The following is a 24,016-nucleotide window of genomic DNA, read 5'->3' as shown; positions in this document are numbered from 1 at the left end:
GTTAGCATAGATTTTACCGCTTAAAACTTATCTTTGCCGCATGAAAGGAAAATCGCCTAAAGATTCGCATACCATTATGAATGAGCTGGTATTGCCCAATGATACCAACACGCTTAACAACTTAATGGGGGGCAGGTTGCTGCATTTTATGGATATTGCGGCGGCTATATCGGCGCAAAAACACTGCAACCGCATTGTGGTAACGGCTTCGGTTGATAATGTTTCTTTTCACCACCCCATAAAATTGGGCGACGTTATTACTATTGAAGCCCGGGTATCTCGAGCTTTTACTACCTCGGTAGAGGTTAGGCTTGATGTGTATGCCGAAAACATCCCATCGGGCACCAAAGTAAAAAGCAACGATGCCTACTACACGTTTGTGGCATTAGACCAAAACGGTAGGGCTATCCCGGTACCGGCCCTGATCCCTGAGACTGCTGAAGAAACAGAGTTATTTGAAGGAGCATTGCGTCGCCGCCAGTTAAGGCTGGTGCTGGCCGGTAAAATGAAAGCCGACGATGCCACCGAGCTTAAAGCACTGTTCTTTCACGACAAGCAATAATCTGCAAAACATCTGTGTTGGCTGTGCGGTTATCTTTTTATGGATAAGCGTATAAAATTACAGCAGGGCGATATTACCAAACTAAACGTTGATGCTATTGTAAACGCCGCCAATACCAGCTTACTTGGTGGTGGGGGTGTTGACGGTGCCATCCATCGCGCAGGCGGTAAACAGATACTGGATGAGTGTATTGCCATCCGCAACAAACAGGGTGGCTGCCCAACCGGCGAGGCGGTGATCACTACCGGTGGTAACCTGCCTGCCAAATATGTTATCCACACCGTTGGCCCGGTATGGAATGGTGGTAAGAGTAACCAACGCGAACTTTTAGCCAACTGCTATCGCAATAGCTTAAATCTTGCTATTGATAATCATATCAAAACCATTGCCTTCCCCAATATAAGTACGGGGATATATCATTTCCCTAAATCTGATGCTGCAGAGATAGCGGTGAGTACGGTTAACGATTTTCTGCAGAATAACGAGACCATTGAAGAGGTGATCTTTATCTGCTTTGATGATGAGAATTATAAGCTTTACGAGAACTTATTGAGCACAAAAAAAGCGCACTGATATGTCAGTACGCTTTTAAGATCTTTCTTTTTAAAAGAGAGAAGATTACTTGATAGCAGCAGCAGCTTTAGCTAAAACCTCATTGTTTGCATCAATTTGGTTGCCTTTTTTCTGTGCAGAACGGCTGCCTAACTCAATGTTGGTAGCCAGTTTCAAAAACTGAACTTCTAAGCGAGAAGTAGTTTTGTTTCTTCTATCTTTTCTTTTTAAACGAGTAACGCCCATGACTTTAATTTTAAATATTTTGTAAACCTTGAGGTCGGAAGCGGATTCGAACCGCTGTACGAGGTTTTGCAGACCTCTGCCTAGCCACTCGGCCATCCGACCATTTTTCAGGACTGCAAAAATAGTAATTATTATTTCCTAATCAACTTTTATTTAAAGGTTTTTGCAGCAAGTTGTGAACAGCATATCGCAGCAGCTATGGCAACGTTCAAAGATTCGGCCTTGCCAACGCGCGGAATGGTGATGGCTTTTGTTATTAACTCCTGTATATCAGGGCGTATGCCATTACCCTCGTTGCCTAATATCACCAATCCTTCGCCACCAAATTGGGTAGTATATATATTATCACCGTTTAATAAAGTTCCAAAAACAGGCAGTCCGGCGTAGATAATAAATTTTTTTAGGTCGGTATAACTAATATTAACGCGGGCTAATGAACCCATGGTAGCCTGCACCACTTTAGGGTTATACACATCAACGGTATCTTCAGAGCAAATAATATCGGTTATACCAAACCAGTCTGCCGTGCGGATGATGGTACCCATATTGCCGGGGTCCTGCACGCCATCCAATACCAAACTGAATTTATTTTTAAGTGAAGATGAGTCGATAACATCATTATCGGGCATTTTGACGGTGGCCAGGGCATCGGCAGGAGTTTTTAAAGCGCTTATCTTCCCAAGTTCTGTCAAAGAAATCTCATGGAAGTTTATTTTTCGGGATAAATTAAGCAATTTTGAAGCTGCATCAGCCGTATGATATATGGTGTGGATATGATAGCCCGAATCTGCAAATTCAATAATAGATTTATATCCTTCCACAATAAACAAACCATGTTCTCTGCGAAACTTTTTCTGTTGTAACGAGTTTAGTAAACTGATTTGAGATTTTGAAAGCATATACCCCTGTAACTTTACGTATTGCAATATTAAATATTTTGGCGCTTATAATTGCGTCGGGCTGCAGTGTTACACGCGGTATCCGTCAGGATCAGGCAATTGTACGCAAAATAGTTATTAAGGGTGTTGATAACGAGTTTAAAGAACTGGCCGTAAATTACGTTGATAAAGAGCAGCAGCCAAATAACTGGTTAAACCTGCAGATCTATTACATCTTCAGTAAAAAAGGAAAACGTAATATTGGCGAGGCCCCGGCTATATTGGATAGTAATTTGGTTGATTTCTCGCGCGATCAAATCCAGAAATTCCTCATTAACAAAGGTTACCTCAAAGCAAAAGTTACCGATTCTATTGCTATAAAAAAACGTAAAGCAACCCTCTATTTTACTGCGCAGGAAGGGCCGCTGTTTCACATTCGCAATTATAAGGATAGTATTTATGACGGCCGTGTGCGCAACATTTATCGCGATACGCGCAACTCATACTCGCACGTAAAGCCTGGTAGCCGTTATGATACGGATAGTTTGGCTTATGACCGCGACCAGTTTTACCAGGTAATGAAAAAGTATGGCTACTATGATTTTTATCGCCAGTACATTACTTATCTGCCCGATACCACCTGGGGTAAAAGCGTTGCCGATGTGGTGATACTGATTGATAACCCGCCCAATAAGAAAGAGCACCCTGTTTACAAAATGAACAATACGCTCATCACCATTGCCCGCAGCAACGGCCGAACTACGGGCAAAGCCGATACGATACAGGTTGATTCCCAATTCAGGTTTGTTGATTACTCGGGCAGGTTTAAACCCCGTACAGTAACGGATTATGTGTTCCAGAAAAAAGGGGATGAGTACAGCATCGAGAACCAGATGATCACCACCTCGCGTTTATCGGAGTTGAATGTGTTCCGTAACGTGCCCAACCCCACTTATGAGAAACTGTCCGATAGTACCAACCGGCTCAACAGCAAAATAGATATTGTACCGCTAAAGCGGATGACAGACCGGGTAGAGGCCGAGTTCTTGTTCAACGGCGGGCGGTATGGCTATAACATTGGTAATACGTTTACCAACCGTAATATATTTAAGCAGGCAGCTGCCTTGCAATTAAAACTGAACTGGAGTATTTTATTCGATAATGGATCAGGTACAAAGGGAATTCAGAACCAGGATTTCAGGGTGGGTGCAAGTGTTATTTACCCGCGTATATTGCTGCCATTTGAGTTTCCTAACCTGGCCAAGTTTGGTGTGCCGCATACAACGTTCTCTTCAAACTTCCAGTTGTTTTACCAGAAGGGATTGGTGGAGCGCCGCAGCTTTATCAACTCTGTTACTTACGACTTTTTCGAGACCTTCCGCAAGCAGCATTCCATTACGCCTATCAGCATCGAGTTCTCTAACGGTACCATTGACCCTACGGCACGTAACCTGCTGCTGAGCCAAAACAGGTATTCTTATGTGTATCTGATAGGCCGTACTACATTCACTTCGGCAACGCAGTACACTTTCCAGTACAATGCTATTGAGCTTAACTCGTACAAAAACTTCATCTATTTTAGGGGCAACCTTGATGTGGGCGGCAACACCCTGGCATTATTGAGTAAACTGGTAGGGGCGCCGCGCGATAGCCTTGGCCAGCGTACCATGTTTGGCTATACGTTTTCGCAGTACTTTAAAACAGAGGCCGATCTCCGCATCTACCGTAGTCTGGGCGGCGAAAAACAATTTATTTTCCGCTTTAACCCCGGTGTAGGCGTGCCTTACGGCAACAGTAACCAGTTGATATTTGAGAAGAACTTTTATGCTGGTGGTGCTAACGATATGCGTGCCTGGCTGCCGCGTAACTTAGGCCCGGGCCAGTTTAACCGTGCCAGCTACGGCACCGGTGGTGTGGCAGATACTACCCGCTCCAGGTTAAAATTCCTTGATCAGTTTGGTGAGGTGAAGATATTGGCCAATGCAGAGTACCGTTATAAACTGGCCGATAATTTCTTTGGATCTAAACTAAAGGGCGCGTTTTTTATGGATGCCGGTAACGTTTGGCGCCTGCACAAACAGGCTGATAACCCTAATGGCGAATTTAGCTTTGGCAACTTATGGAATGGGACAGCAATAGGTATAGGTACAGGCTTACGTTTCGATTTGGGTTTCTTTATTTTCAGGCTTGATGCCGCATTTAAATTTAAAGATCCGCAGTTCAATGGCTCAGACCAATGGGTATTCATTAAACACTTTAATGAGATATTTGGAAACGGCCCTTTCAAGCAAAAATACCTGCAGGATAATAAAACCGGCGTAGACACCAGCAACGGTAAAATTGTAGGAGATGGCTACTCGTTTATGCAACTCAATTTTGGTATCGGATTGCCGTTCTAAAGTTTAATGAGCGAAGGTGGGAAGGTGTGGATGAGTGAATCGTTGAATTAATGATTTATCGAATTATTGATTCATATCAAAAACAATGTTTGCCTTGAAGCATTCCACTCTTGACTCTTGACTCCCTCAGCCTTAAAACATCCCCTTCAACCCATCAATAACGCTTTGGAAAAAGGTAGGGATGCTTAGCCCGCTGCTATGGTTAAAATACAGGAATACGCAGAAAGCTATAATGGCTATAATAATTAAGCGCTTAAACATGTAGCCTATAAGTATTAGTATGATAGGGATAGCTACCAACACCACCCAGCTTATTTTAACAGGAGATAATTTGCTATCGCTTTTATAAATATAGTATAGCATAGAGTGTGTGCCGTCATCGTTTTGGTGGCGCGAGTACACAAAGCTCGATTTATCGATTTTATGGCGATAAAAAGCGGTGCCTTTATCAAACTTCAGCGCTTCGGTAAAACCGTTGATGGTGAATGAAAAGATACCATTTACGTTCTCCTGTATAACACCGGCTGTATCAACTGCAACAAAGGCTATCTCATCTTTAGCAAAAGGATTCTCTTTTACCACAAAATTATCAATGGCAATTTTATCGGCATAACAAAAGCCCGATGCGCTGAACAGGAATAGGCAGATAAGTAGTAGTTTCTTCATAATGCGCCAATGTTTTTGACAGCACTAAAAATAAGCGTTTTTTATTTGTTAAAAATATAGATACTGAGATTTAACAACGCCGCAAAGCCCACCCAAAGCAAGTAGGGCACCAACAGATAGGCTGCCGGTTTACTGAAACGGTTAAACCAACTTATATTAAGAATAATGAGTACCAGGAGTGCAATAATGATAATCAACGCTATAAGAATGCTGTGCAACCCGAAAAAGATGATCGACCACCAAAAGTTAAAGAACAGCTGCAGGGCGTAAATAATCAAAGCGGTTTTAAAGGCCGGGGTATTATTGCGCTTGGTCCAAACCAGGTAGGCTGAGGTTGCGATGAGGATATAAAGAATGGTCCAGGCGATGGGGAAGGCCATATCCGGTGGGGTAAAACCGGGTTTTTTAAGTGTGCGGTACCAGCCTTCAATTTCGGGCCGGGTAAATATGGATGCCACAAAACCAATGGCAAGGTTAATAAGCAGACTAATGATGTACGGAATAAACTGGAATTTTTTGTTGGATACGGCTTGATTCATGACTGTGCAAAAGGCAGAAATATTCCTAAATAGTTTAAAACGAATATAGCAGCTTAAATAAGTTATGCAAAATGCTACAACGTAAAAAAGCCGGACTTATCGCCCGGCTTTTAAATTAATTTTTTGCTTACAAATTGCCTCTTGCTTCCTGTTCGCGCTCAATGGCCTCAAACAGGGCTTTAAAGTTACCCGCACCAAATGATTTTGCGCCTTTACGCTGTATGATCTCAAAGAACAGGGTAGGCCTGTCCTCAACCGGTTTGGTGAAGATCTGAAGCAGGTAACCTTCATCATCCCGGTCAACCAGTATGCCTAATTCTTTCAACGGCTCCAGGTCTTCGTCAATGTGGCCAACACGGTCAACTAACTCATCATAGTAGGTGGTAGGTACGGTTAAAAACTCCACACCACGGTTTTGCAGCTCGGTGACGGTTTTAACAATATCGTGGGTAGCCAGGGCCAGGTGTTGCACGCCTTCATCCTCGTAAAACTCCAGATACTCTTCTATCTGGCTTTTCTTTTTGCCTTCGGCAGGCTCATTTATTGGGAACTTAACATAACCATTCCCGTTGCTCATTACCTTACTCATCAGGGCCGAGTACTCGGTAGAGATCATCTTATCGTCAAACGTAAGGATGTTTTTGAAGCCCATTACTTCTTCATAAAAGTTCACCCAGTCGTTCATTTTATGCCAGCCTACGTTGCCCACACAATGGTCAACATACAGCAGGCCGGTATCTGTAGGATGGTATGTGGTTTTCTTCTCGATATAGCCGGGAAGGAAAGCGCCATTATAATTTTTACGTTCGATGAACAAGTGCACCGTCTCGCCGTAAAGCTTGATGCCGCTGGTACGTACTTCGCCAAATTCATCGGTAATGGTTTGCGGCTGCAGGTATGGCTCGGCGCCACGGCTGGTGGTTTGCTCAAATGCATCATAAGCATCATCAACCCAAAGGGCAAGGGCTTTTACACCATCGCCATGTTTTTTGATATGCTCGCTGATGGGATGATCCGAATGCAGCGGAGTGGTCAGCATCAGGCGGATCTTGCCTTGTTGTAAAACATAAGATGCACGATCACGCACGCCTGTCTCGGGGCCGGCATAAGCCAGATCCTGAAAGCCAAATGCAGTTTTATAAAAATGAGCTGCCTGCTTGGCATTACCCACGTAGAACTCAACATAGTCGGTACCGTTAAGCGGTAAGAAATCTGCTGAGGTTGTTTTTTTATCTATTGTTAGTGTTTCCATTTTGTTAATGAGTGAATTAGTGAAGGATCGAATGAGCGAATGTTTTCCTTCGCTTGTTTTGATTCTTGTCTCTTGATTCCTGACTCTTCTAAGAAATCCAGCTTTTATAATAATTTTCGTCTTCAATATTTACGGCATCTTCCGTTAGCATCAGCGGGCGGAAGGGGTCTATCATCACGGCCAGTTCTTCCGTAAATTCCTTGCCTATGGATTTCTCTACCGAGCCAGGTGCAGGCCCATGTGGGATACCACCGGGGTGCAGGGTGATCTGCCCTTTAACCACATGCTTGCGGCTCATAAAATCGCCATCAACATAGTAGAGCACCTCGTCGCTATCTACATTACTGTGGTTGTATGGCGCAGGGATGGATAGCGGATGATAATCAAACTTGCGCGGTACAAATGAGCATATCACAAAGTTGTGGCCCTCAAAGGTTTGATGTACCGGTGGTGGTTGATGCACGCGGCCGGTTATCGGCTCAAAATCATGGATAGAGAATGCCCACGGGTAGTGGAAGCCATCCCAGCCTACAAAATCAAAAGGGTGTGTGCCGTAAATGTATGGGTAAATAAGGCCTTGCTTTTTTATCAGGATCTTAAAGTCGCCTTTCTCGTCGTGGGTTTCCAGATCGGTAGGGCGTTTGATATCGCGCTCGCAGTAGGGGGCATGCTCCATGAGCTGTCCGTACTGGTTGCGGTAACGCTTTGGTGTACGGATAGGGCTAAAGCTCTCCACGATGAATAAGCGGTTCTGCTCGCCGTCAAACTCCATTTGGTAAATAGTACCGCGAGGTATCACCAGGTAATCGCCATACTCAAATTTCAGCTTACCGAAACCCGTTTTTAGCGTACCCGTACCCTCGTGTATAAATATCACCTCATCAGCCTGACTGTTCTTGTAGAAATAATCCGTCATGCTTTTGCGCGGGGCGGCAAGGGATATATGAAGGTCGCTGTTTACCAGCACCGGCTTGCGGCTTTGCAGGTAATCATCCTCGGGTTTAATATTAAAACCAATAAGGCTGGTATGCTTCAGGTGCTTTTCGCGGGCAATCTTCGGTTCAACCGAATACGGTTCGCCCAACTCCTTCACAATTGTAGGCGGATAAGCATGGTAAACCAGCGAATACAAGCTCGAAAAACCTTCCGTTGAAACCAGCTCTTCGGCATATAAACTGCCGTCGGGTTTACGGAATTGGGTATGCCGCTTATGCGGGATGCTCCCTAATGTATGGTAAATTGGCATGGCTATAATTGGTTTGAATGTTGAAAGGTTGCAAGGTTTGAATGTTGAACCCCAACAGTTAAGATCAAACAATTGAAAATTTGTAAAGGTTTTGAAACGATTAGCCGGAATACATAACATTCCAACCTTTCAACATTAAAACTTTACAACAAAAGGCTTAAAACCTTACAACAACAGACTTAGAATTGCGCCAGTACGATCTTGGCAAGCACAGCATCCCTGAACATGGCCGACCTGCTCATTGAGGTGAGGCCAAGGGAAAAATAGAATTGTTTGCTGATGCTCATAATTGGTTAAACGAAATTAAGCTGAATATATTTAATATGCAAGCATAGTTTTTTATCCAACAAAAACAAAAATCATTAGTTTTGACGCATACCAATTAGCCACCTTATGAAATTAGTATCCTATAAAACTGAAGACCGCGAGCACCTTGGCGTTTACGTTGACGGGCATATCTATAACCTCAACTCATGCGATAAGCTGATACCCGATAACATGAACGAGTTTTTATGGGGTGGGGATGAATTGATGGAGCACGCCAAACGTGTTAACGAGGATATTAAAAGTGGTAAGATAGAGGCCAAAGAAGAGCTTTTTTACGAGCTGCAGGCACCAGTGCCACACCCAACATCGTGCCGCGACGGATATGCCTTTAGGCAGCACGTAGCCGCCGCACGCCGTAACCGAAAGGTAGATATGATAGCCGAGTTTGACCAATACCCTATCTTTTATTTCACCAACCATAACGCCGTACAAGGCCCCGGCGAAATAGAGTGTATGCCAGATCATTTTGAGAAATTGGACTTTGAACTGGAAGTTGCCGTTGTGCTGAATAAAAAAGGCCGCAATTTTACCGCTGCCGAGGCAGATAGCTATATAGCCGGTTATATGATCATGAATGACATGAGTGCCCGCACCCTGCAAATGGAAGAAATGCTGCTGAACCTTGGCCCGGCTAAAGGAAAAGACTTTTCTACCGTGATAGGCCCCTGGCTGGTTACGCCCGATGAGTTGGAGCAATACAAAGTGCCGGCTAAAGAAGGCCACACCGGTGCCAGCTACAATCTGGAAATGAAATGCCATGTAAACGGCAAACAGGTTAGCTTGGGCAACATGAAAGATATGGACTGGACCTTCGCCGAGATCATTGAGCGCTGCGCCTACGGCTGCGATGTTCTGCCCGGCGATGTGATAGGCTCGGGTACGGTAGGTACCGGCTGTTTCCTTGAACTGAACGGCACCGGTCTGCTTAACGATGCCAACTACCAAACCCAATGGCTGCAACCCAATGACCTTGTTGAAATGGAAATTACAGGCTTAGGTGTGCTGGGGAATATTATTAAAAAGTCGGAGAGTGAGTTTTCGATTTTAAAGTTGAAGAAGTAATTAAAGAAATAAAACGCCGTCATTGCGAGGTACGAAGCAATCTCTTCAGGACAATTAAACGCCTTGCAAAAGAGACTTGCTTAAAGAGATTGCTTCGTACCTCGCAATGACGCTTTGGGAACTATGCTAACCCTCGAAACAAAAGATCTTACCCCTCTCCAAATACAAAGTTACCTTAACCATGCAGTGGCACCGAGGCCTATCTGCCTGGCATCAACCGTGGATAAGGATGGCAATGTGAATTTGAGTCCGTTTAGTTTTTTTAACTTGTTTAGCGTAAACCCGCCGGTATGCGTTTTTTCGGCATCGCGTAGGGTGAGGGATAATACAACTAAGCATACCTTAGAGAATATCAAAGAGGTTCCCGAGTGTGTTATCAATATCGTGAGCTACGATATGGTGCAGCAGGTGTCGCTCTCGAGTGTGGAGTATCCTGCAGGTGTAAACGAGTTTGTCAAAGCCGGGCTAACCGAACAACCTTCGCAACTGGTTAAACCACCACGTGTGGCCGAATCGCCGGTGCAGTTAGAGTGTGTGGTGAAAGATATCATCGCCTTGGGTGATGGCCCCGGCGCGGGCAATCTCATCATTGCCGAGGTGAAAGTGATCCACATTAAAGAGGAGATTCTGAACGATGCCGGCACCACCATTGATCAAACCAAAACCGACCTGGTGGCCCGCCTTGGTGCCGACTGGTATTGTCGTGTTAACGCCGGTAACCTTTTCGAGGTGGCCAAACCTGTTCGTACCATTGGGATAGGGGTGGATAGTATCCCGTCGTCTATCAGAAATTCGAGAGTACTTACGGGTAATAATCTTGGTCAGCTGGGTAATGTAGAAGCTTTGCCGGATGACGAAGCTATAGATGAATACACCCAACGCGACGAGATCAAAGAGATATTTGATGCCACCATCGGCGATAGCCAAACCCGCGAGGTACAGCTGCATCTGCACGCCAAAGCATTACTTGAAGATGGCCGTGTAGCCGAGGCATGGATGGTGTTGCTGGCGGAATAGTTACCTCGCAACATATTGCCCGTTGGCTACACTGATGTTTGCGGGAAGATGATCTTTCTCAAACTTATCGTAAGCGGGTTTTAGCATTTTCCAGAATGCCATATATGGCGATGCCGCAAAATCCTTCAAATGCTGATTATCCATTTTAAAAGGATATATCTCCAGAGCTATTTTCTGCTGGCCCGAAGTAAAAGCTTTGTAGAGCAGCGTGTAGATCTCCTCGATGCCGTCGTCCGTCATGGCGTAGCAGCCAACGGATGCACAGTTGCCATGTATCATGATAGCGTTGCCGGTGTACCCTTTTTGTGTTTCCAACGCATTAGGATAACCAATATTAACGGCCAAATGGTACTGACTGGTGGGATGCAGTTGCCCTGCGCTAATGGTATAAAAGCCTTCCGGACTTTTATTATCTCCTGCCTTTGTTTTAGTGCCCAATCCACCCGAGTAGTAGCAGATATTATATCCTTTAAAAAACTCAAACCGTTTACCCTTTTTAGCCCAGATCTCCAGCTGGTCGGTTTGCTTAACAATGCGCAGGTATAGTTCGTATTTGCTGTTGAAACCGCCATCGGTCAGCTGTTTTTGCAGTTTAGGCCATAGTTTGCTGCGTGCGTCGCTGGCGCGTTTGCTATCGGGCACTTCGGGTTTAAAGCTGGCGAAGAGTGTGAGAAGTATGGTGATGAGAATCTTAGGCATGTGAATAATTGATATTCAAATATACCTAAGAATTTAGTTTAACAAAATATAATTTTGTTAAATTTTTATTTATTTACCTTAAGTTTGGTATTGGCTGTTTGGTATGCGTCATTGCGAGCGATAGCGTGGCAATCCTCAATATGAAGAGCCGCTCTGTAAGTAGGGGATTGCCACGTCGGCTACGCCTTCCTCGCAATGACGAGAGGGGCGTGACTGGCACAAAATTTTATATCCCCAACACCTGCTTCAGCTTCACATAGCCGGTTTTGCTTACCGGTATCTTGGCGCCCGATTTTAGGATGGCCAGGTGGCTGTCTTTCTCGTAAGGGTCTAAGCGGGTTATTTGCGAGATAGCTACGATGTATGAGCGGTGCACACGCACAAACTGCCTTGGGTCGAGGGTTTTCTCGAAGAAGGCCATGGTTTTATTTTTGAGGAAAGCGCCCTCGGGAGTGATAACGCTTACGTAATCGTCATCGGCTTGCAGGTACTCAACATCCTGCACGGCAATAATCTTTACTTTGGTGCCGGTCTTCACCACAATACGCTCGTTCTGCGCAGGCGATTGCGCCGCGGCTTCTAACAAGGTCTCGGTATTTTTGGCAATATTATTAGTAGCCGGTGTTACGGCCAGGAATTTCTCTATCGCTTTGTTAAAACGCTCTTTACTGAAGGGTTTTAACAGGTAATCAACCGCATGGGCTTCAAAAGCTTTAATGGCATACTCATCAAAAGCAGTGGCAAATATTACTGCAGGCGGGTTATCAACCAGTTCCAACATTTCAAAGCCGTTTATTTTGGGCATCTGCACATCAAGAAATACAAGATCGGGTTGGAGTTGTTGGATGGCTTTGAGGCCTTCAAAACCATCGCCGCATTCCTGTAACACCTCTATCTGGTCTTTAAATTCCTGCAAATATTCCAAAACAACCATTCGTGCCAGTGGCTCGTCGTCGATAATTAAAACGCGTGTCATAACTGCGGTACTTTTATAATGGTTGTAAATATATTATCATTTGCGTGAGTTTCCATCAGGTCGTTGCGGGCAAATATCAAATAAAGCCTGCGTTGCACCCCGCTTAAGCCAAAACCTGTACCCTTGCGCGGGCGCGAAGTTTTTGGATCATAAGGGTTTTGGATCATGATGATGAGGTACTGGTCTTCCACCTCGGCGCGTACACTAATGGTAACTGCCTCAGTAGTATCATACAAACCGAATTTGATGGCATTCTCAACCAAAGGCTGTAGTAATAGTGATGGTAGTTTAGCCTCTCCGCAGGTTTTATCACAGCTTATCTCAGTTTGCAAACGGTGGCCGAAACGTACTTTCTCTATCTCAAGGTATAAATTCAAATGTGCAAGCTCATCGTTTAAAGGCACCAATAGCTGCTCGTCTTTCTTTAGCGTACCACGCAGGAAGTCTGATAACTGGTGGATCATGGTGCGGGCCAGTTCGGGCTTAAAGCCTATCAGCGCACTTATGGAGTTTAAACTATTGAATAAAAAGTGCGGCTGTAGTTGCTGGCGAAGGTTGTATAGCTCTGCATCGCGGGCCAGCTTCTCAGCTTCGGTTTTGCGTTGCTCGGTGCGTTTGTTATCAAGTTGGGTATAGAACAGGGCGCTTATCATGGCCATCCAGCCCAGAGCCAAAAACGTGGTAAAGAAACGGATGATCAATGATTGTTGCAGGAAGTTGAAATACACCTGCCCCATGTTAAACAGTGGTAATATATAGCGCGTGCCGGCAACACAGGCAACAGACAGGGCGGCACACCAGATGAACAGGTAAAAATAGCTTTCTTTATCCGGCTGGTAGTAGCGTAGGTTATTGTTGATGAGCCAGCAGGCCACGGCCAGCAATACGGCGCTCAGCAAAGCATCAACTACCGAGGGCATCCACAAAAAGCCGAAGCTATGGATAATGTACCCCTGCAGGGCAGCCCAAACCGCCCCGCATATTACAAAGGCGACTACTAATTTGGATTGTGATATTTGTGATGCAGCCACAGCTGTTTGGTTTTTTGTTTAAGTTTAGTTTCGTACACCCAGCAGGGCACTTTTATGGTGAGCCCATTTTATATAGAGCTCGGCATCCGGTGCTTCGTGGATGTTGTAGTAAAGCTCGGCACCATCGGTAGGGGCACCTATGGCATTAAGCTCTGCCACATCAATAAATTGCCACCTAACGGTTTGCTTTTGCACATTCAAAAAACTATCCTGATTGGCATGGCCAATGCTGCTTGCTTTCTCAAAAGCCTGCTGCTCGGTGTCGGCATTTATCAATCTCAGCTGCTCATCAAACTGTGCGCTATGATCACCATTGCCGCTTATCACCCTGAAAACCAATTTTGCTACGTACCAGTTCATGACTTGTGTTTTATAGTTAATATTTAGGCCTTTAGGGCCTCTCCCCAAACCCCTCTCCAAAGGAGAGGGATTTAAAGAAATATTTTTTTAGTCTCCCCCTTCAGGGGGAGATTTAGAGGGGGCTCTTAATAACTCCTTATATCAATACCGGCGAATAGTGATACGCCTTTTAGTACCAATACCTTGTCCATATTTGGTTGGCCGGTTTTAACGCGTTTATCATCTACACCTGCAAAAACTGCAGCCAGATCGGGTATCACATGCCAGTTGGCCGGAACGATCAATTTTGTGCCACCAAATACCTGGGTAACATCTATCACTACACGCCCGTGGATATCAGCCTGCGTAAAATCAAGTTCGGTACCGCCGAAGATGTTGGTGATATCGCCACCCCTAAAGTTTTTTGACAGGATGGTTTTGTTTACACCACCAAATATTGAGGTAGCATCCAGGTAATCATCATGTGATGGTGGCGGCGGCATGCTGCCTGTTGGCTCTGCTGGCGGAACGTTTGCATCGGTACCTGTAAACTCGGCGCCGCTAAAATCTGCTAAAGGTTTCTCGGTAGTGTCAGTTGTAGTGCCGGTGCGGTATTTTCTGTCCCAGTAATCGGTATCGTATTTTGGCGTGTTCTTGTTGCTCTTTTTAGACATTATCCAAAAACCAAGGCCGATAATGGCAGCAGGCCATATAAAACCGTCGGCATTGTGAATGTTCTCGGTGATCAGGAAGATAACACCAAGGCCCATCAGTATTACACCTGATGATTTCTGGAAGTTGTTACGGGCGCCAATTACAAGGCCCCAGAATATTAACCACAACGGCCAAAGGTCGATGTAATCCGGTATGAAGAAGATACCCAATTGCCTTAACAAAAGGTATGCACCTACAATAAGTAGGATGGCTCCAAGCATTACTTTGCTTTTAGAGCGGTTGGGTGAATTATTTATATTGTTGAACATGGCTGTCTGTATTTAAATCTTAACCAAATCTAAACTAACCTTACAGATTAGCAAACTCAATATTGGCAACATCATTAAAGATATCGGTAAAAGCGGATGAATTGTCGGTGAAAAATTAGGCGGTGTGAGTTTTGTAATTTATTTATCTTCGGGACACCTGAATAATCACATGGAAAAGGAGTATAAACTAAACATCTTTGCAAAGCTATTTTACGGAGTTTTAACCGGGGGATTTGCTGCCTTTCTTATAATTTTTAATATTGTTCGGCCTCCAAATGAAAATATAGTTTACTTAATAATTGGTGTACCTGTGGTTATTTGCAGTGTCATATTTGCAAACCTTTTCAAAAGTAAAGTTATCATTACCGAAACCAGTATAACACGCCAGAGAATATTCTACGATAGGACGTTACATTTTGACGATATAAAAGGCGTGAGGATAGAGTCAAAGATAATTGTTATAGAACCTAAGCATGATACAGAAAAGAATTTTAGAGTAAGTAACTACAGTGATTTGGCAGGTTCAGATGATTTGGTTAGTTGGTTAAGAGAATCATTCCCGGATTTAGATAAACAAGATCTGGAAGCAGAAACAGAGATTTTATTGGATGATGCTTCGTTGGGTTATACCATTGAAGAACGTAAGGCAAAACTTTCAAAAACGCGGGGCATAGCAATAGCTTATTCAATTTTGGGCTTTATCGTTCCGATGATACTTGTTTTCTTTAGCAATCCTAAATTGATTTTTTACGTGGGGATTTTCTTCGTTTTGTTAGGGTTGATCATTATTAAGTTTAGTGACGGATTAACAAAATTTGTTACTAATTCTAAACGAAGTGCTTATTCAGGTATAGCCATCGGTTTTATGATGCCGGTTATAATTATGATGGTAGCTGCAATCAAAAGCTTCGAGATTCTATCGTTTAAAGAATCACTCAAAATAACCCCGATTTTCGGATTAATTTTATTTGTTCCGTTGTTTATAATAGGGCGAAATAAGACAACGGAAGCAGTAAAAGGCCAGGTGCTTATTATGATTATAGTAAGTGTAATATTTGGTTTTAGCGTCACAATATTGGCCAACTGCTTATTTGATAATTCAAATCCCATTAAATTTATCACAAATGTAACTGAAACCTATACCACCAGCGGTAAAGGACCTCACTATCATTTGAAAATAAATCCATGGAAAAAAGACCAGGATGAGCTTTCAATCGATGTATCTCAGGGTACTTACGAGAAAACACGCGTTGGAGATAGTGTGCAAATTCTTGAGAGAAAAGGCTACCTCAGTATCCCTTGGTTTGATTATGAGCTAAACCTTACACCGCCGGCTCCTGCTGACTTAAGCAATGGAAACTCCCTAAACCCCAGATAATATCTGTTGAATCGATACCCTCCACTTTCCTGTCCGGGAAGCAGCATTGGATGATATCGAGCGCCTTGTCGTCGTTCTTTGAACGGAAAGTTGGCACTACTACCGATTTGTTAGCGATGTAGAAGTTTGCGTAAGATGCAGGCAAACGCTGATCCTCATAAATAACCGGATCAGGCATTGGCAGCTCTACAATGTTCAGTTGCTTGCCGTTAAGCAAACGCATGGTTTTAAGGGTTTGCAAGTTCTCCTGCAGTATATGGTAATTCTCATCATTCTTGTTTTCCTCGATAACGGTAACAACGGTATCGGTATTCACAAAACGTGTAATGTCGTCAATGTGGCCATCGGTATCATCGCCGATAATGCCGTCGCCCAGCCAAAGCACCTGCTCAACACCGTAATATTTTTGCAGATAGCCTTCAATTTGCTGCTGGTTTAAATGCGAGTTGCGGTTCTCATTCAGCAAGCAAGCTGTGGTTGTTAAAACCGTACCAGCGCCGTTAAAATCAACCGAGCCACCTTCCATTACAATACCTGGATGGTAAACCGGCAGACCGAAATGCTGTGCAATTTTGGTAGGGATAACGTCATCCAGATCATACGGGGGATATTTATCGCCCCAGGCATTGTAGCCCCAGTCTACTATTACTTTTTTCTTCTCCTCATAATTCACTAAAAAAGCCGGCCCGTGGTCGCGGCACCATGCATCGTTAGTAGGGAAGTGGTAAAACTCAACCTTGCTCAGATCGGCACCAACGGCTTGTAGTTGTGCTTTGGCAAAAGCTTCCATCTGTGTATCAGCAACGTTGATGCGCACCAACTGCCCTTCAGAAACCACTTTGATAAACTCGCAGTATTTGGGGTATATCAGATCAATTTTACCCGGCCACGAAGCTTCTTTATGCGGCCAGCTAAGCCACATAGCAGTTTGCGGTGCCCATTCGGCAGGGAAGTGGAAGTTGCTTAAGTCCGGAAAGTTCATGGTTGATAGTTCATTGTTCATGGCAGAGCAATATAAAAACATGTCATTGCGAGAAGCGTAGCGACGTGGCAATCTCGTCGCGTTCAGTATGCGAGCGACGGGATTGCCACGCTATCGCTCGCAATGACATGGATATAGAAATTAATCGTTATCTAAAAGTCTTTTCGTTATCGGCTGATAAGAATCTATACGGCGATCACGCAAGAAAGGCCAATGACTTCTGTAGTAATCTGACTTATTCAAGTCAAGCTCTTTAACAATCACCTCTTCCTCTTCAACAGTGGTTTGGTGCATTACTTCGCCGAACGGGTCGGCAAAGAACGAACCGCCCCAGAACTTAACGCCGGCTTCTTCGCCAACACGGTTAACGCTTACCACGTGTACACCGTTGGCAACTGCGTGGCTGCGTTGTATGGTTTGCCATGCATTGTATTGCTTGGTGTTGGTAGCTTCGTCCTGTGTGGTTGCCCAGCCTATAGCGGTAGGGTAGAATAAGATCTCGGCACCCATTAATGCAGTGATGCGGGCAGCCTCAGGGTACCACTGATCCCAGCAGATCAGCACGCCGATGGTAGCAAATTTGGTTTTGAAAACTTTGTAACCTAGGTCGCCCGGGGTAAAGTAGAATTTCTCGTAAAAGCCTGGATCATCAGGGATGTGCATTTTACGGTACTTACCAAGGTAAGCGCCGTCGGCATCTAAAACAGCGGTGGTGTTGTGGTAAACGCCTTGCGCACGTTTCTCAAACAACGAGGCAATGATCACAACGCCCAGCTCAGCAGCCACGGCAGACAGTGCATCGGTCGACGGGCCGGGGATAGACTCGGCCAGTGCAAAGTTGTCATAATCCTCAACATCGCAAAAATAAAGCGACGTAAACAGTTCCTGTAAGCAAACTATCTGCGCACCTTTGGCCGCAGCCTCGCGTACTTTAACAATAGCTTTATCAAGGTTTTCCTGTTTGTTTGCGGTGCAGCTCATCTGCACAATACCTACTTGTACTTTACCCATGGCGTTTCTGAAATTTGCCGCAAAAATACCGTTTTTTTAGAGATTTGTGATTAGTTAATTAGAGATTAGTTATCGCTACTACTCATCTTATTGTAAACTTTACCTGCGTTTAAATATTACATAACATAACTGTTAAGGATTGTTAACTAATCTCTCATCACAAATCAAATAATTACTAATTTATTACCTTTGCACCCGCATGAAGAATTTAGCGCAAACCGAGGAAGAAGAAGCACAGGAGCTGGTAGCCCCAAAAACCTGGAAACAACGTTTGTGGAGCATTACCAAAGTGCTGCTTAAATTTATCGTGACCGGCGTTTTGCTATACTTTGTGTTCAGGAAGGTGCCTTTGGAGAAAGTTAAGCTGCGTTTGCTGCATGCCAACTACTGGTGGATGCTGGCGGCGCTGGTAAGCTTTTTCGGGTCGATGGTTATTTCTTCGTGGCGATTATCAAGTTTCTTTAAATCCATCAAACTAAAGCTCGATCCGAGGTTCAACTTCCGTTTGTACCTGTTGGGTTTGTTCTATAATTTCCTGCTGCCAGGCGGTATTGGCGGCGATGGTTACAAGATTTACCTGCTGCACAAAAACTATAAACTACCGGCCAAGAAGGTGTTCTGGGCCATTATGTTCGATAGGCTTAGCGGCCTATGGGCAATAGGTTTAATCATTATTGCGCTGATATTCCTCATCCCGCAAATAGATATACATATAGGTATCCCACTCAGTATTTTCGTAGTAGCATCAGCCATTTATTACTTTGTGGCTTACAAATTCTTTAGAGATTATACGCACTACTTTTGGCAGGCACATTTAAAAGCTGTAGGTGTACAAAGCCTGCAACTGATAGCCATTGTTTTTGTAATGATAGGTCAGGATTTTGAGGGTAAATATTCTCCGTATTTGCTTTCGTTCCTGATATCTGCCCTGGCCACTATCATCCCTATCAGTATAGGTGGCGCAGGTATTCGCGAAACAGTTTTCCTGCAATTAACCAAGGTTTTCCCGATGGATGAAAGCCTGGCTACTTTCCTTCCGGGAACGTTCTACATCATCTCATTAATTGTGGCGCTACTGGGTGTTTATTACGTTATCCGCCCCAGCCGTTTAGAAGAAGGACTTCCAAAATTTGAGGAGCCGGTTAATGAGGAAGAAAAGAAATCGGAATAATATTTTGATTTAAATAGTCAAAATAGAATTATGATCGGTTTGTTGGAGTTCACTCAACCAATTACCTAAATTTACGTTTTGTTATAAACCAACAAACCGTAATGGCCCGATTTAATGATTTTAATAATCCGCAGGGTGCGGCGTTGCCCGCGCATTTAAAGCAATTTATAGTTGACCAGCACTATGAGCACTACACGCCCATTGACCATGCTGTGTGGCGCTACGTGATGCGCCAGAACTATAGTTACTTAAAGGATGTGGCTTATTATCCTTATATCCCCGGTTTACAAAAAGCCGGTTTAACCATCGAGAAGATTCCGAGTTTGCAGGAAATGAACGATGCCCTTGGCAAAATTGGCTGGGGTGCGGTCACGGTTGATGGGTTTATCCCGCCCGCTGCGTTTATGGAATACCAGGCTTACCGCGTGCTGGTTATTGCTGCAGATATCCGCCAGTTGAACCATATAGAATATACACCCGCCCCAGACATTATTCACGAATCGGCAGGGCATGCACCTATTATTGCCGATAAGGATTACCATAACTACTTAAGCTATTTTGGGTCGATAGGGGCGAAGGCGATGTTCAGCGCGCAGGATTTTGAGCTTTACGAAGCTATACGTGCGCTATCCATCCTCAAAGAAATGCCTAACGCCGCTGAAGAAGCCATCAAACAAGCCGAAGAACGCGTAGAATGGCAGCAAGCCAACATGGGCGAACCATCTGAAATGGCCTTGCTAAGCCGCCTGCACTGGTGGACGGTGGAGTACGGTTTGATCGGTCCGCTGGATGATCCCAAGATCTACGGGGCGGGTCTGCTATCTTCAATAGGCGAAAGCGCCAGCTGCATGAAAGATAATGTAGCCAAGCTGCCTTACACCATTGATGCGGTAAAGTATACTTATGATATTACCAAAACGCAACCGCAACTATTTGTGACCGAAACCTTCCAAAACCTGATAGATGTGCTGGAGCAATTTGCCGACACCATGTCGTTCCGCCGCGGCGGAGAGTACGGTCTGCAAAAAGCTATCGACAGCAAAAATACCTGTACAGCGGTTTACAGTTCGGGCTTGCAGGTCTCGGGTACGTTTACGGATCTGAAAACCGACAGCGGGCAACCGGCATTTATTAAAACTACGGGGCCGTCTGCATTAGCTTATGATAACAAGCATTTGAAAGGCCATGGTAAGGAATACCATAAAGATGGTTTCAGTTCGCCGGTCGGTTTACTTAAAGGCTACGATAAATCTTTAGAAGATTTTACGGCTGATGAACTTGCCGCAGCCGGTATAGAAAAAGGCAAAGAAGCCAGGCTGGAGTTTAAAAGCGGTATCACCGTGTCCGGAAAAATCAAGAACATCCATGCTGATGGGGGCAAAACCCAACTCATCACTTTCACCAATTGCACGGCGACGGATAAGAAGGGCGTCGTACTATTCGATCCATCATGGGGTGAATATGATATGGCTGTAGGTGAACGCATTGTTTCGGTTTTCTGCGGTGCGGCGGATAAAGACGCTTTTCTGGAGATCGCACTAAAATCGCAAACCAATACCTTCCATGCTGAGTATGATGCCCGTACCAAAGAATTGCATAAACTTTACCAGCAGGTACGCGACCGCAGGCAAACCCGCGGCGATCTGGGTTACCTTGGCAACGTTTGGATGATGCTGCAAAAGTTTCATCATGACGACTGGCTTTGTGCCCTCGAAATACTGGAACTGCTGGAACAGGAAAACGCCGAACCAACCCTCGCGGCAGACATCCGCCAGTTCCTGACAACTAAAGCTGCAAGTCAACCGGAGTATCGCAAACTGATAGAAGACGGCCTGTATCTGATAGCCCATCCGGTAGAAGAGAAGTTGGCGGTTTAGGATATTTGTAGTAATTTAGAGTTATGACAACGCTGATAGTGAAAGTTGATGATGAACGCACGGAGTCGCTGAAGAAGATCCTGAGCGAGATACCGTATGTGCATGAGGTTGAGGAAGAGCAAAACCACAATCAACTTCAGGAGCCATCAGAACAATATCAGCGTATCAAAGCAATTTTAGATAAAGCCAAAGGGAAAGATTTGTTTAAAGACATAAAAGACCCGTCAGAGTGGCAGCGCGAGATAAGAAAGGAATGGGATCGTGATTTTTGATACGAATGTTTTGATTTATTTGTCGAACTATACGTTATCCCTTGAAAAAACCTTATCGAAACCAGCTTCAATCTCAATTATTACTAAAATAGAAGCATTAGGCTTTGCTTTCAAGAATGTCGAAGAGCATCAATTAATCGTTGAACTTTGTAATGAATTAAAGATTGTCCCGCTGTCTGACGCGATTGTTGAAGCAACGATTGATATCCGTCGCGGTAACCGTATTAAATTGCCTGATGCTGTAATTTACGCAACTGCGTTAGTTCAAAATCAACCTTTACTTACTAATAATATAGCCGATTTTAAACCACTTGGTAACCAGGTGGAATTAATTGACCCATTTACCCTATGAACATCCTAATCACCGGAGCCAGCAGTGGCGTAGGTTTTGAAGCCGTTATTGAATTGATCACATCAGGCAAGCACAAGGTTATTGCGCTGGCCCGCTCGCAGGATAAACTTACCCGACTGATGGAAATATCGCAGGGCATTAATCCCGATTGCGAGATATATGCCATTGCCTTTGATATTGTGCATGATGAGTACGCAGGTCTGCAGCAGTTTATTACCACTAATTTTGACGGCAAGATAGATGTGCTCATCAACAATGCCGGCGTGTTAATAAACAAACCATTTATGGAGCTGCAGGAAATGGACTTTGTAGAGATGCTGCAAAGCAACTACCTGGGCCATGTGCGTATCATTCAAAACCTGCAGCAGTTTATGGGCCAGGGTTCGCATATTGTGAACATAGGCAGTATGGGTGGTTTCCAGGGGAGTTCAAAATTCAATGGATTATCAGCTTATTCAGCGGCAAAATCAGCATTGCATACACTTACCGAATGCCTGGCGCAGGAGTTTGTTGAACAAGGTATTAAGGTGAACTGCCTTGCTTTAGGTTCGGCACAAACCGAGATGCTGGAGCAGGCTTTCCCGGGGTACGAATCGCCGGTGATGGCTTTTGAGATGGGTAAATACATTGCCGATTTTGCGCTTACCGGTCACAAATTCTTTAACGGAAAAATACTGCCGGTGGCATTAACCACGCCGTAATAGGGATACAGGTGTTCACAAATGTTCACGCTTGTTCACGGTGTTCACGTGCGTGAACGTGAACACTTTCTGCTGGCGAATGCGTTTCGCGTGTGCCTAAGCCATCTAACAAACAAGCGTCATTGTTCATCTCTAAGTAAATATGCCTGCCTTTAACGGTTTTTGACAAACTGTTGAAGGCAGGCAGCGTTATCTTAGTCATATTTGTTAAAAAACAAGAACAACAATGGCGAACTTATTTTCTCCGCTCAAAATAAAAAGTATCGAATTAAAGAACCGCATAGTGGTATCTCCTATGTGCCAGTACAGCAGCACAGATGGCTTTGCCAATAACTGGCACCTGGTACATCTGGGTAGCTTTGCTACAGGCGGCGCAAGCCTCATCATTACCGAGGCTACAGCTGTATCTCCCGAAGGCCGCATCTCCTTCGGCGACCTGGGCATCTGGAAAGATGAACACATCGAAAAACTAAAAGAGATCACATCTTTTATAGAAGAACATGGCGCAATAGCCGGCGTTCAATTAGCGCACGCTGGCCGTAAAGGCAGTCATGATCTGCCATGGAAAGGTGGTAAGCAGATCCTGCCATCAGATGCAAATGGTTGGGATACCGTTGCACCAAGCGCGTTGCCATTTACACCAAGTGAGATTGCGCCTATTGAACTGGATAAAGCAGGCATTGATAAAGTGATTGCCGATTTTAAAGCGGCTGCGGTACGAGCTTTGGAAGCAGGCTTTAAAGTAATAGAGATCCATGGTGCGCACGGATATCTGGTTAACCAATTCCTGTCGCCAACAAGTAACCAGCGTACGGATGAGTACGGCGGATCATTTGATAACCGTGTAAGGCTATTGCTGCAAATTACAGATGCCATAAACGAAGTATGGCCTGCCGAGCTGCCGCTATTTGTGCGGATCTCTGCATCAGAATGGGTTGACGGCGGCTGGACGATAGAGGATTCTATCGCGTTAGCAAAATTACTTAAGGATAAGGGTGTTGACCTGGTAGATTGCTCGAGCGGTGGCAACACAGCAGGTGCGCGTATCCCGCTTAAACCCGGCTATCAGGTTGGATTTGCCGAAGCTGTTAAAGAGGGTGCTGATGTCTTAACAGGCGCAGTAGGCCTTATAACCGAAGCTAAACAGGCCGACGAGATCATCAAGACCGGTCAGGCTGATGTGGTGCTTTTAGCCCGCGAGATGCTTCGCGATCCGCATTTTGCGTTGAGGGCTGCACACGAGCTGGGCGCTGATGCCAAATGGCCGGTGCAGTATGAGCGCGCAAAATGGTAATTGGCCTCACCCAACCCTCTCCAAAGGAGAGGGAGTTGGAATTTTTCGCTTAGAGAGGTGACTCACCCCGCGGCACTGCGTGCGCGACCCTCTCTGCTTCGCAAAGAGGGTGAAGGGAAAATAGGGCGTAATAACCCTCTTTCCGCGCAGCGAAGAGAGGGTGGTCAAGCGGAGCGATGACCGGGTGAGTCAAAATAGGCGCGG

Annotated in this window: 26 protein-coding genes and 1 tRNA gene; 12 read left to right on the top strand and 15 right to left on the bottom strand. The window is 44.8% G+C overall.

Translation table 11 applies throughout. The features are described from left to right. Window positions 1-40: 40 nt before the first annotated feature. The gene (locus D0C36_RS06440; protein ID WP_117390723.1) at window positions 41-562 is read left to right on the top strand and encodes an acyl-CoA thioesterase; all 522 of its coding nucleotides are present in this window, start codon (window positions 41-43) and stop codon (window positions 560-562) included. A 39-nt stretch (window positions 563-601) separates the two neighbouring features. Then, entirely contained in the window at window positions 602-1,135 is a 534-nt protein-coding gene (locus D0C36_RS06435; RefSeq protein WP_117390722.1) for an O-acetyl-ADP-ribose deacetylase, read from the top strand. 45 nt (window positions 1,136-1,180) lie between these two features. On the opposite strand, the gene D0C36_RS06430 is transcribed toward D0C36_RS06435, so the two are convergent. The 3 genes from D0C36_RS06430 to D0C36_RS06420 all read right to left on the bottom strand — a co-directional run bounded on the left by D0C36_RS06430 (window position 1,181) and on the right by D0C36_RS06420 (window position 2,259). Continuing rightward, the gene (locus D0C36_RS06430) at window positions 1,181-1,360 is read right to left on the bottom strand and encodes a spore protein (protein ID WP_117390721.1); all 180 of its coding nucleotides are present in this window, start codon (window positions 1,358-1,360) and stop codon (window positions 1,181-1,183) included. Between the two features lie 31 nt (window positions 1,361-1,391). Continuing rightward, window positions 1,392-1,462, bottom strand: a tRNA-Cys gene (locus D0C36_RS06425). Between the two features lie 47 nt (window positions 1,463-1,509). Continuing rightward, the gene (locus D0C36_RS06420) at window positions 1,510-2,259 is read right to left on the bottom strand and encodes a TrmH family RNA methyltransferase (protein ID WP_117390720.1); all 750 of its coding nucleotides are present in this window, start codon (window positions 2,257-2,259) and stop codon (window positions 1,510-1,512) included. On the opposite strand from D0C36_RS06420, the gene tamL reads away from it, so the two are divergent. Continuing rightward, entirely contained in the window at window positions 2,250-4,637 is a 2,388-nt protein-coding gene (tamL, locus tag D0C36_RS06415) for a translocation and assembly module lipoprotein TamL (protein WP_117390718.1), read from the top strand. The two genes, D0C36_RS06420 and tamL, sit on opposite strands and share 10 nt — an antisense overlap. Before the next feature lie 132 nt (window positions 4,638-4,769). Here tamL and D0C36_RS06410 read toward each other — a convergent pair whose 3' ends face one another. The 4 genes from D0C36_RS06410 to D0C36_RS06395 form a co-directional block, all read right to left on the bottom strand. Beyond that, window positions 4,770-5,303 (bottom strand): hypothetical protein, encoded by a 534-nt coding sequence (locus tag D0C36_RS06410; protein ID WP_117390717.1) that lies wholly within the window; start codon window positions 5,301-5,303, stop codon window positions 4,770-4,772. Between the two features lie 41 nt (window positions 5,304-5,344). Next, the gene (locus tag D0C36_RS06405) at window positions 5,345-5,842 is read right to left on the bottom strand and encodes a TspO/MBR family protein (RefSeq protein ID WP_117390716.1); all 498 of its coding nucleotides are present in this window, start codon (window positions 5,840-5,842) and stop codon (window positions 5,345-5,347) included. 127 nt (window positions 5,843-5,969) lie between these two features. After that, window positions 5,970-7,094: a 4-hydroxyphenylpyruvate dioxygenase gene (gene hppD, locus D0C36_RS06400; protein ID WP_117390715.1), complete on the bottom strand. Its 1,125-nt coding sequence runs from the start codon at window positions 7,092-7,094 to the stop codon at window positions 5,970-5,972. An 88-nt stretch (window positions 7,095-7,182) separates the two neighbouring features. Further along, window positions 7,183-8,340 (bottom strand): homogentisate 1,2-dioxygenase, encoded by a 1,158-nt coding sequence (locus D0C36_RS06395; RefSeq protein ID WP_117391389.1) that lies wholly within the window; start codon window positions 8,338-8,340, stop codon window positions 7,183-7,185. A gap of 393 nt (window positions 8,341-8,733) precedes the next feature. On the opposite strand from D0C36_RS06395, the gene D0C36_RS06390 reads away from it, so the two are divergent. After that, entirely contained in the window at window positions 8,734-9,729 is a 996-nt protein-coding gene (locus D0C36_RS06390; RefSeq protein WP_117390714.1) for a fumarylacetoacetate hydrolase family protein, read from the top strand. Window positions 9,730-9,852: 123 nt separating this feature from the next. Next, on the top strand, window positions 9,853-10,746 hold the full coding sequence (locus D0C36_RS06385; protein ID WP_117390711.1) for a flavin reductase family protein: 894 nt from the start codon (window positions 9,853-9,855) through the stop codon (window positions 10,744-10,746). On the opposite strand, the gene D0C36_RS06380 is transcribed toward D0C36_RS06385, so the two are convergent. The 5 genes from D0C36_RS06380 to D0C36_RS06360 form a co-directional block, all read right to left on the bottom strand. Beyond that, entirely contained in the window at window positions 10,747-11,445 is a 699-nt protein-coding gene (locus tag D0C36_RS06380) for a L,D-transpeptidase family protein (RefSeq protein ID WP_117390710.1), read from the bottom strand. 226 nt (window positions 11,446-11,671) lie between these two features. Further along, window positions 11,672-12,421, bottom strand: a complete 750-nt coding sequence (locus D0C36_RS06375) for a LytR/AlgR family response regulator transcription factor (RefSeq protein ID WP_117390709.1) — start codon at window positions 12,419-12,421, stop codon at window positions 11,672-11,674. Further along, window positions 12,418-13,452: a sensor histidine kinase gene (locus tag D0C36_RS06370; RefSeq protein ID WP_233524422.1), complete on the bottom strand. Its 1,035-nt coding sequence runs from the start codon at window positions 13,450-13,452 to the stop codon at window positions 12,418-12,420. The genes D0C36_RS06375 and D0C36_RS06370 overlap by 4 nt, the downstream gene beginning before the upstream one ends. A gap of 24 nt (window positions 13,453-13,476) precedes the next feature. After that, window positions 13,477-13,812, bottom strand: coding sequence for a DUF4288 domain-containing protein (locus D0C36_RS06365; protein WP_117390706.1), 336 nt, complete (start codon window positions 13,810-13,812; stop codon window positions 13,477-13,479). Window positions 13,813-13,937: 125 nt separating this feature from the next. Continuing rightward, a complete protein-coding gene (locus D0C36_RS06360; protein ID WP_117390705.1) occupies window positions 13,938-14,774 on the bottom strand; it encodes a LiaF transmembrane domain-containing protein in 837 nt (278 codons plus the stop codon). Between the two features lie 169 nt (window positions 14,775-14,943). Here D0C36_RS06360 and D0C36_RS06355 point away from each other — a divergent pair, with 169 nt between their 5' ends. Next, window positions 14,944-16,152: a hypothetical protein gene (locus D0C36_RS06355; protein WP_117390703.1), complete on the top strand. Its 1,209-nt coding sequence runs from the start codon at window positions 14,944-14,946 to the stop codon at window positions 16,150-16,152. Here D0C36_RS06355 and D0C36_RS06350 read toward each other — a convergent pair. Next, on the bottom strand, window positions 16,097-17,155 hold the full coding sequence (locus tag D0C36_RS06350) for an agmatine deiminase family protein (RefSeq protein WP_117390702.1): 1,059 nt from the start codon (window positions 17,153-17,155) through the stop codon (window positions 16,097-16,099). The genes D0C36_RS06355 and D0C36_RS06350 overlap by 56 nt on opposite strands. 120 nt (window positions 17,156-17,275) lie before the next feature. Next, on the bottom strand, window positions 17,276-18,145 hold the full coding sequence (locus D0C36_RS06345; protein WP_117390701.1) for a carbon-nitrogen hydrolase: 870 nt from the start codon (window positions 18,143-18,145) through the stop codon (window positions 17,276-17,278). A 199-nt stretch (window positions 18,146-18,344) separates the two neighbouring features. On the opposite strand from D0C36_RS06345, the gene D0C36_RS06340 reads away from it, so the two are divergent. The 5 genes from D0C36_RS06340 (at window position 18,345) to D0C36_RS06320 (ending at window position 22,518) form a co-directional block, all read left to right on the top strand. Then, window positions 18,345-19,316: a lysylphosphatidylglycerol synthase transmembrane domain-containing protein gene (locus D0C36_RS06340; protein ID WP_117390700.1), complete on the top strand. Its 972-nt coding sequence runs from the start codon at window positions 18,345-18,347 to the stop codon at window positions 19,314-19,316. A gap of 101 nt (window positions 19,317-19,417) precedes the next feature. Then, the gene (locus D0C36_RS06335) at window positions 19,418-21,193 is read left to right on the top strand and encodes an aromatic amino acid hydroxylase (protein WP_117390699.1); all 1,776 of its coding nucleotides are present in this window, start codon (window positions 19,418-19,420) and stop codon (window positions 21,191-21,193) included. 23 nt (window positions 21,194-21,216) lie between these two features. Beyond that, window positions 21,217-21,465 (top strand): hypothetical protein, encoded by a 249-nt coding sequence (locus D0C36_RS06330; RefSeq protein ID WP_117390698.1) that lies wholly within the window; start codon window positions 21,217-21,219, stop codon window positions 21,463-21,465. Next, window positions 21,455-21,817: a type II toxin-antitoxin system VapC family toxin gene (locus tag D0C36_RS06325; protein ID WP_158557087.1), complete on the top strand. Its 363-nt coding sequence runs from the start codon at window positions 21,455-21,457 to the stop codon at window positions 21,815-21,817. The genes D0C36_RS06330 and D0C36_RS06325 overlap by 11 nt, the downstream gene beginning before the upstream one ends. Beyond that, complete coding sequence (locus tag D0C36_RS06320; RefSeq protein ID WP_117390696.1) at window positions 21,814-22,518, top strand: SDR family NAD(P)-dependent oxidoreductase; 705 nt, start codon at window positions 21,814-21,816, stop codon at window positions 22,516-22,518. Before D0C36_RS06325 ends, D0C36_RS06320 begins: the two co-directional genes overlap by 4 nt. Window positions 22,519-22,543: 25 nt before the next feature. Here the strand turns inward: D0C36_RS06320 and D0C36_RS24500 are convergent, their stop codons facing one another. Further along, a complete protein-coding gene (locus tag D0C36_RS24500; protein ID WP_158557086.1) occupies window positions 22,544-22,720 on the bottom strand; it encodes a hypothetical protein in 177 nt (58 codons plus the stop codon). Window positions 22,721-22,744: 24 nt separating this feature from the next. Between D0C36_RS24500 and D0C36_RS06315 the strand changes: the two genes are divergently transcribed. After that, entirely contained in the window at window positions 22,745-23,812 is a 1,068-nt protein-coding gene (locus tag D0C36_RS06315; protein WP_117390695.1) for an NADH:flavin oxidoreductase/NADH oxidase, read from the top strand. The last annotated feature ends 204 nt before the right edge of the window (window positions 23,813-24,016 follow it).

Source organism: Mucilaginibacter conchicola (genome assembly GCF_003432115.1).
GTDB lineage: Bacteria > Bacteroidota > Bacteroidia > Sphingobacteriales > Sphingobacteriaceae > Mucilaginibacter > Mucilaginibacter conchicola.
This window is presented reverse-complemented; position numbering and strand designations above follow the sequence as displayed.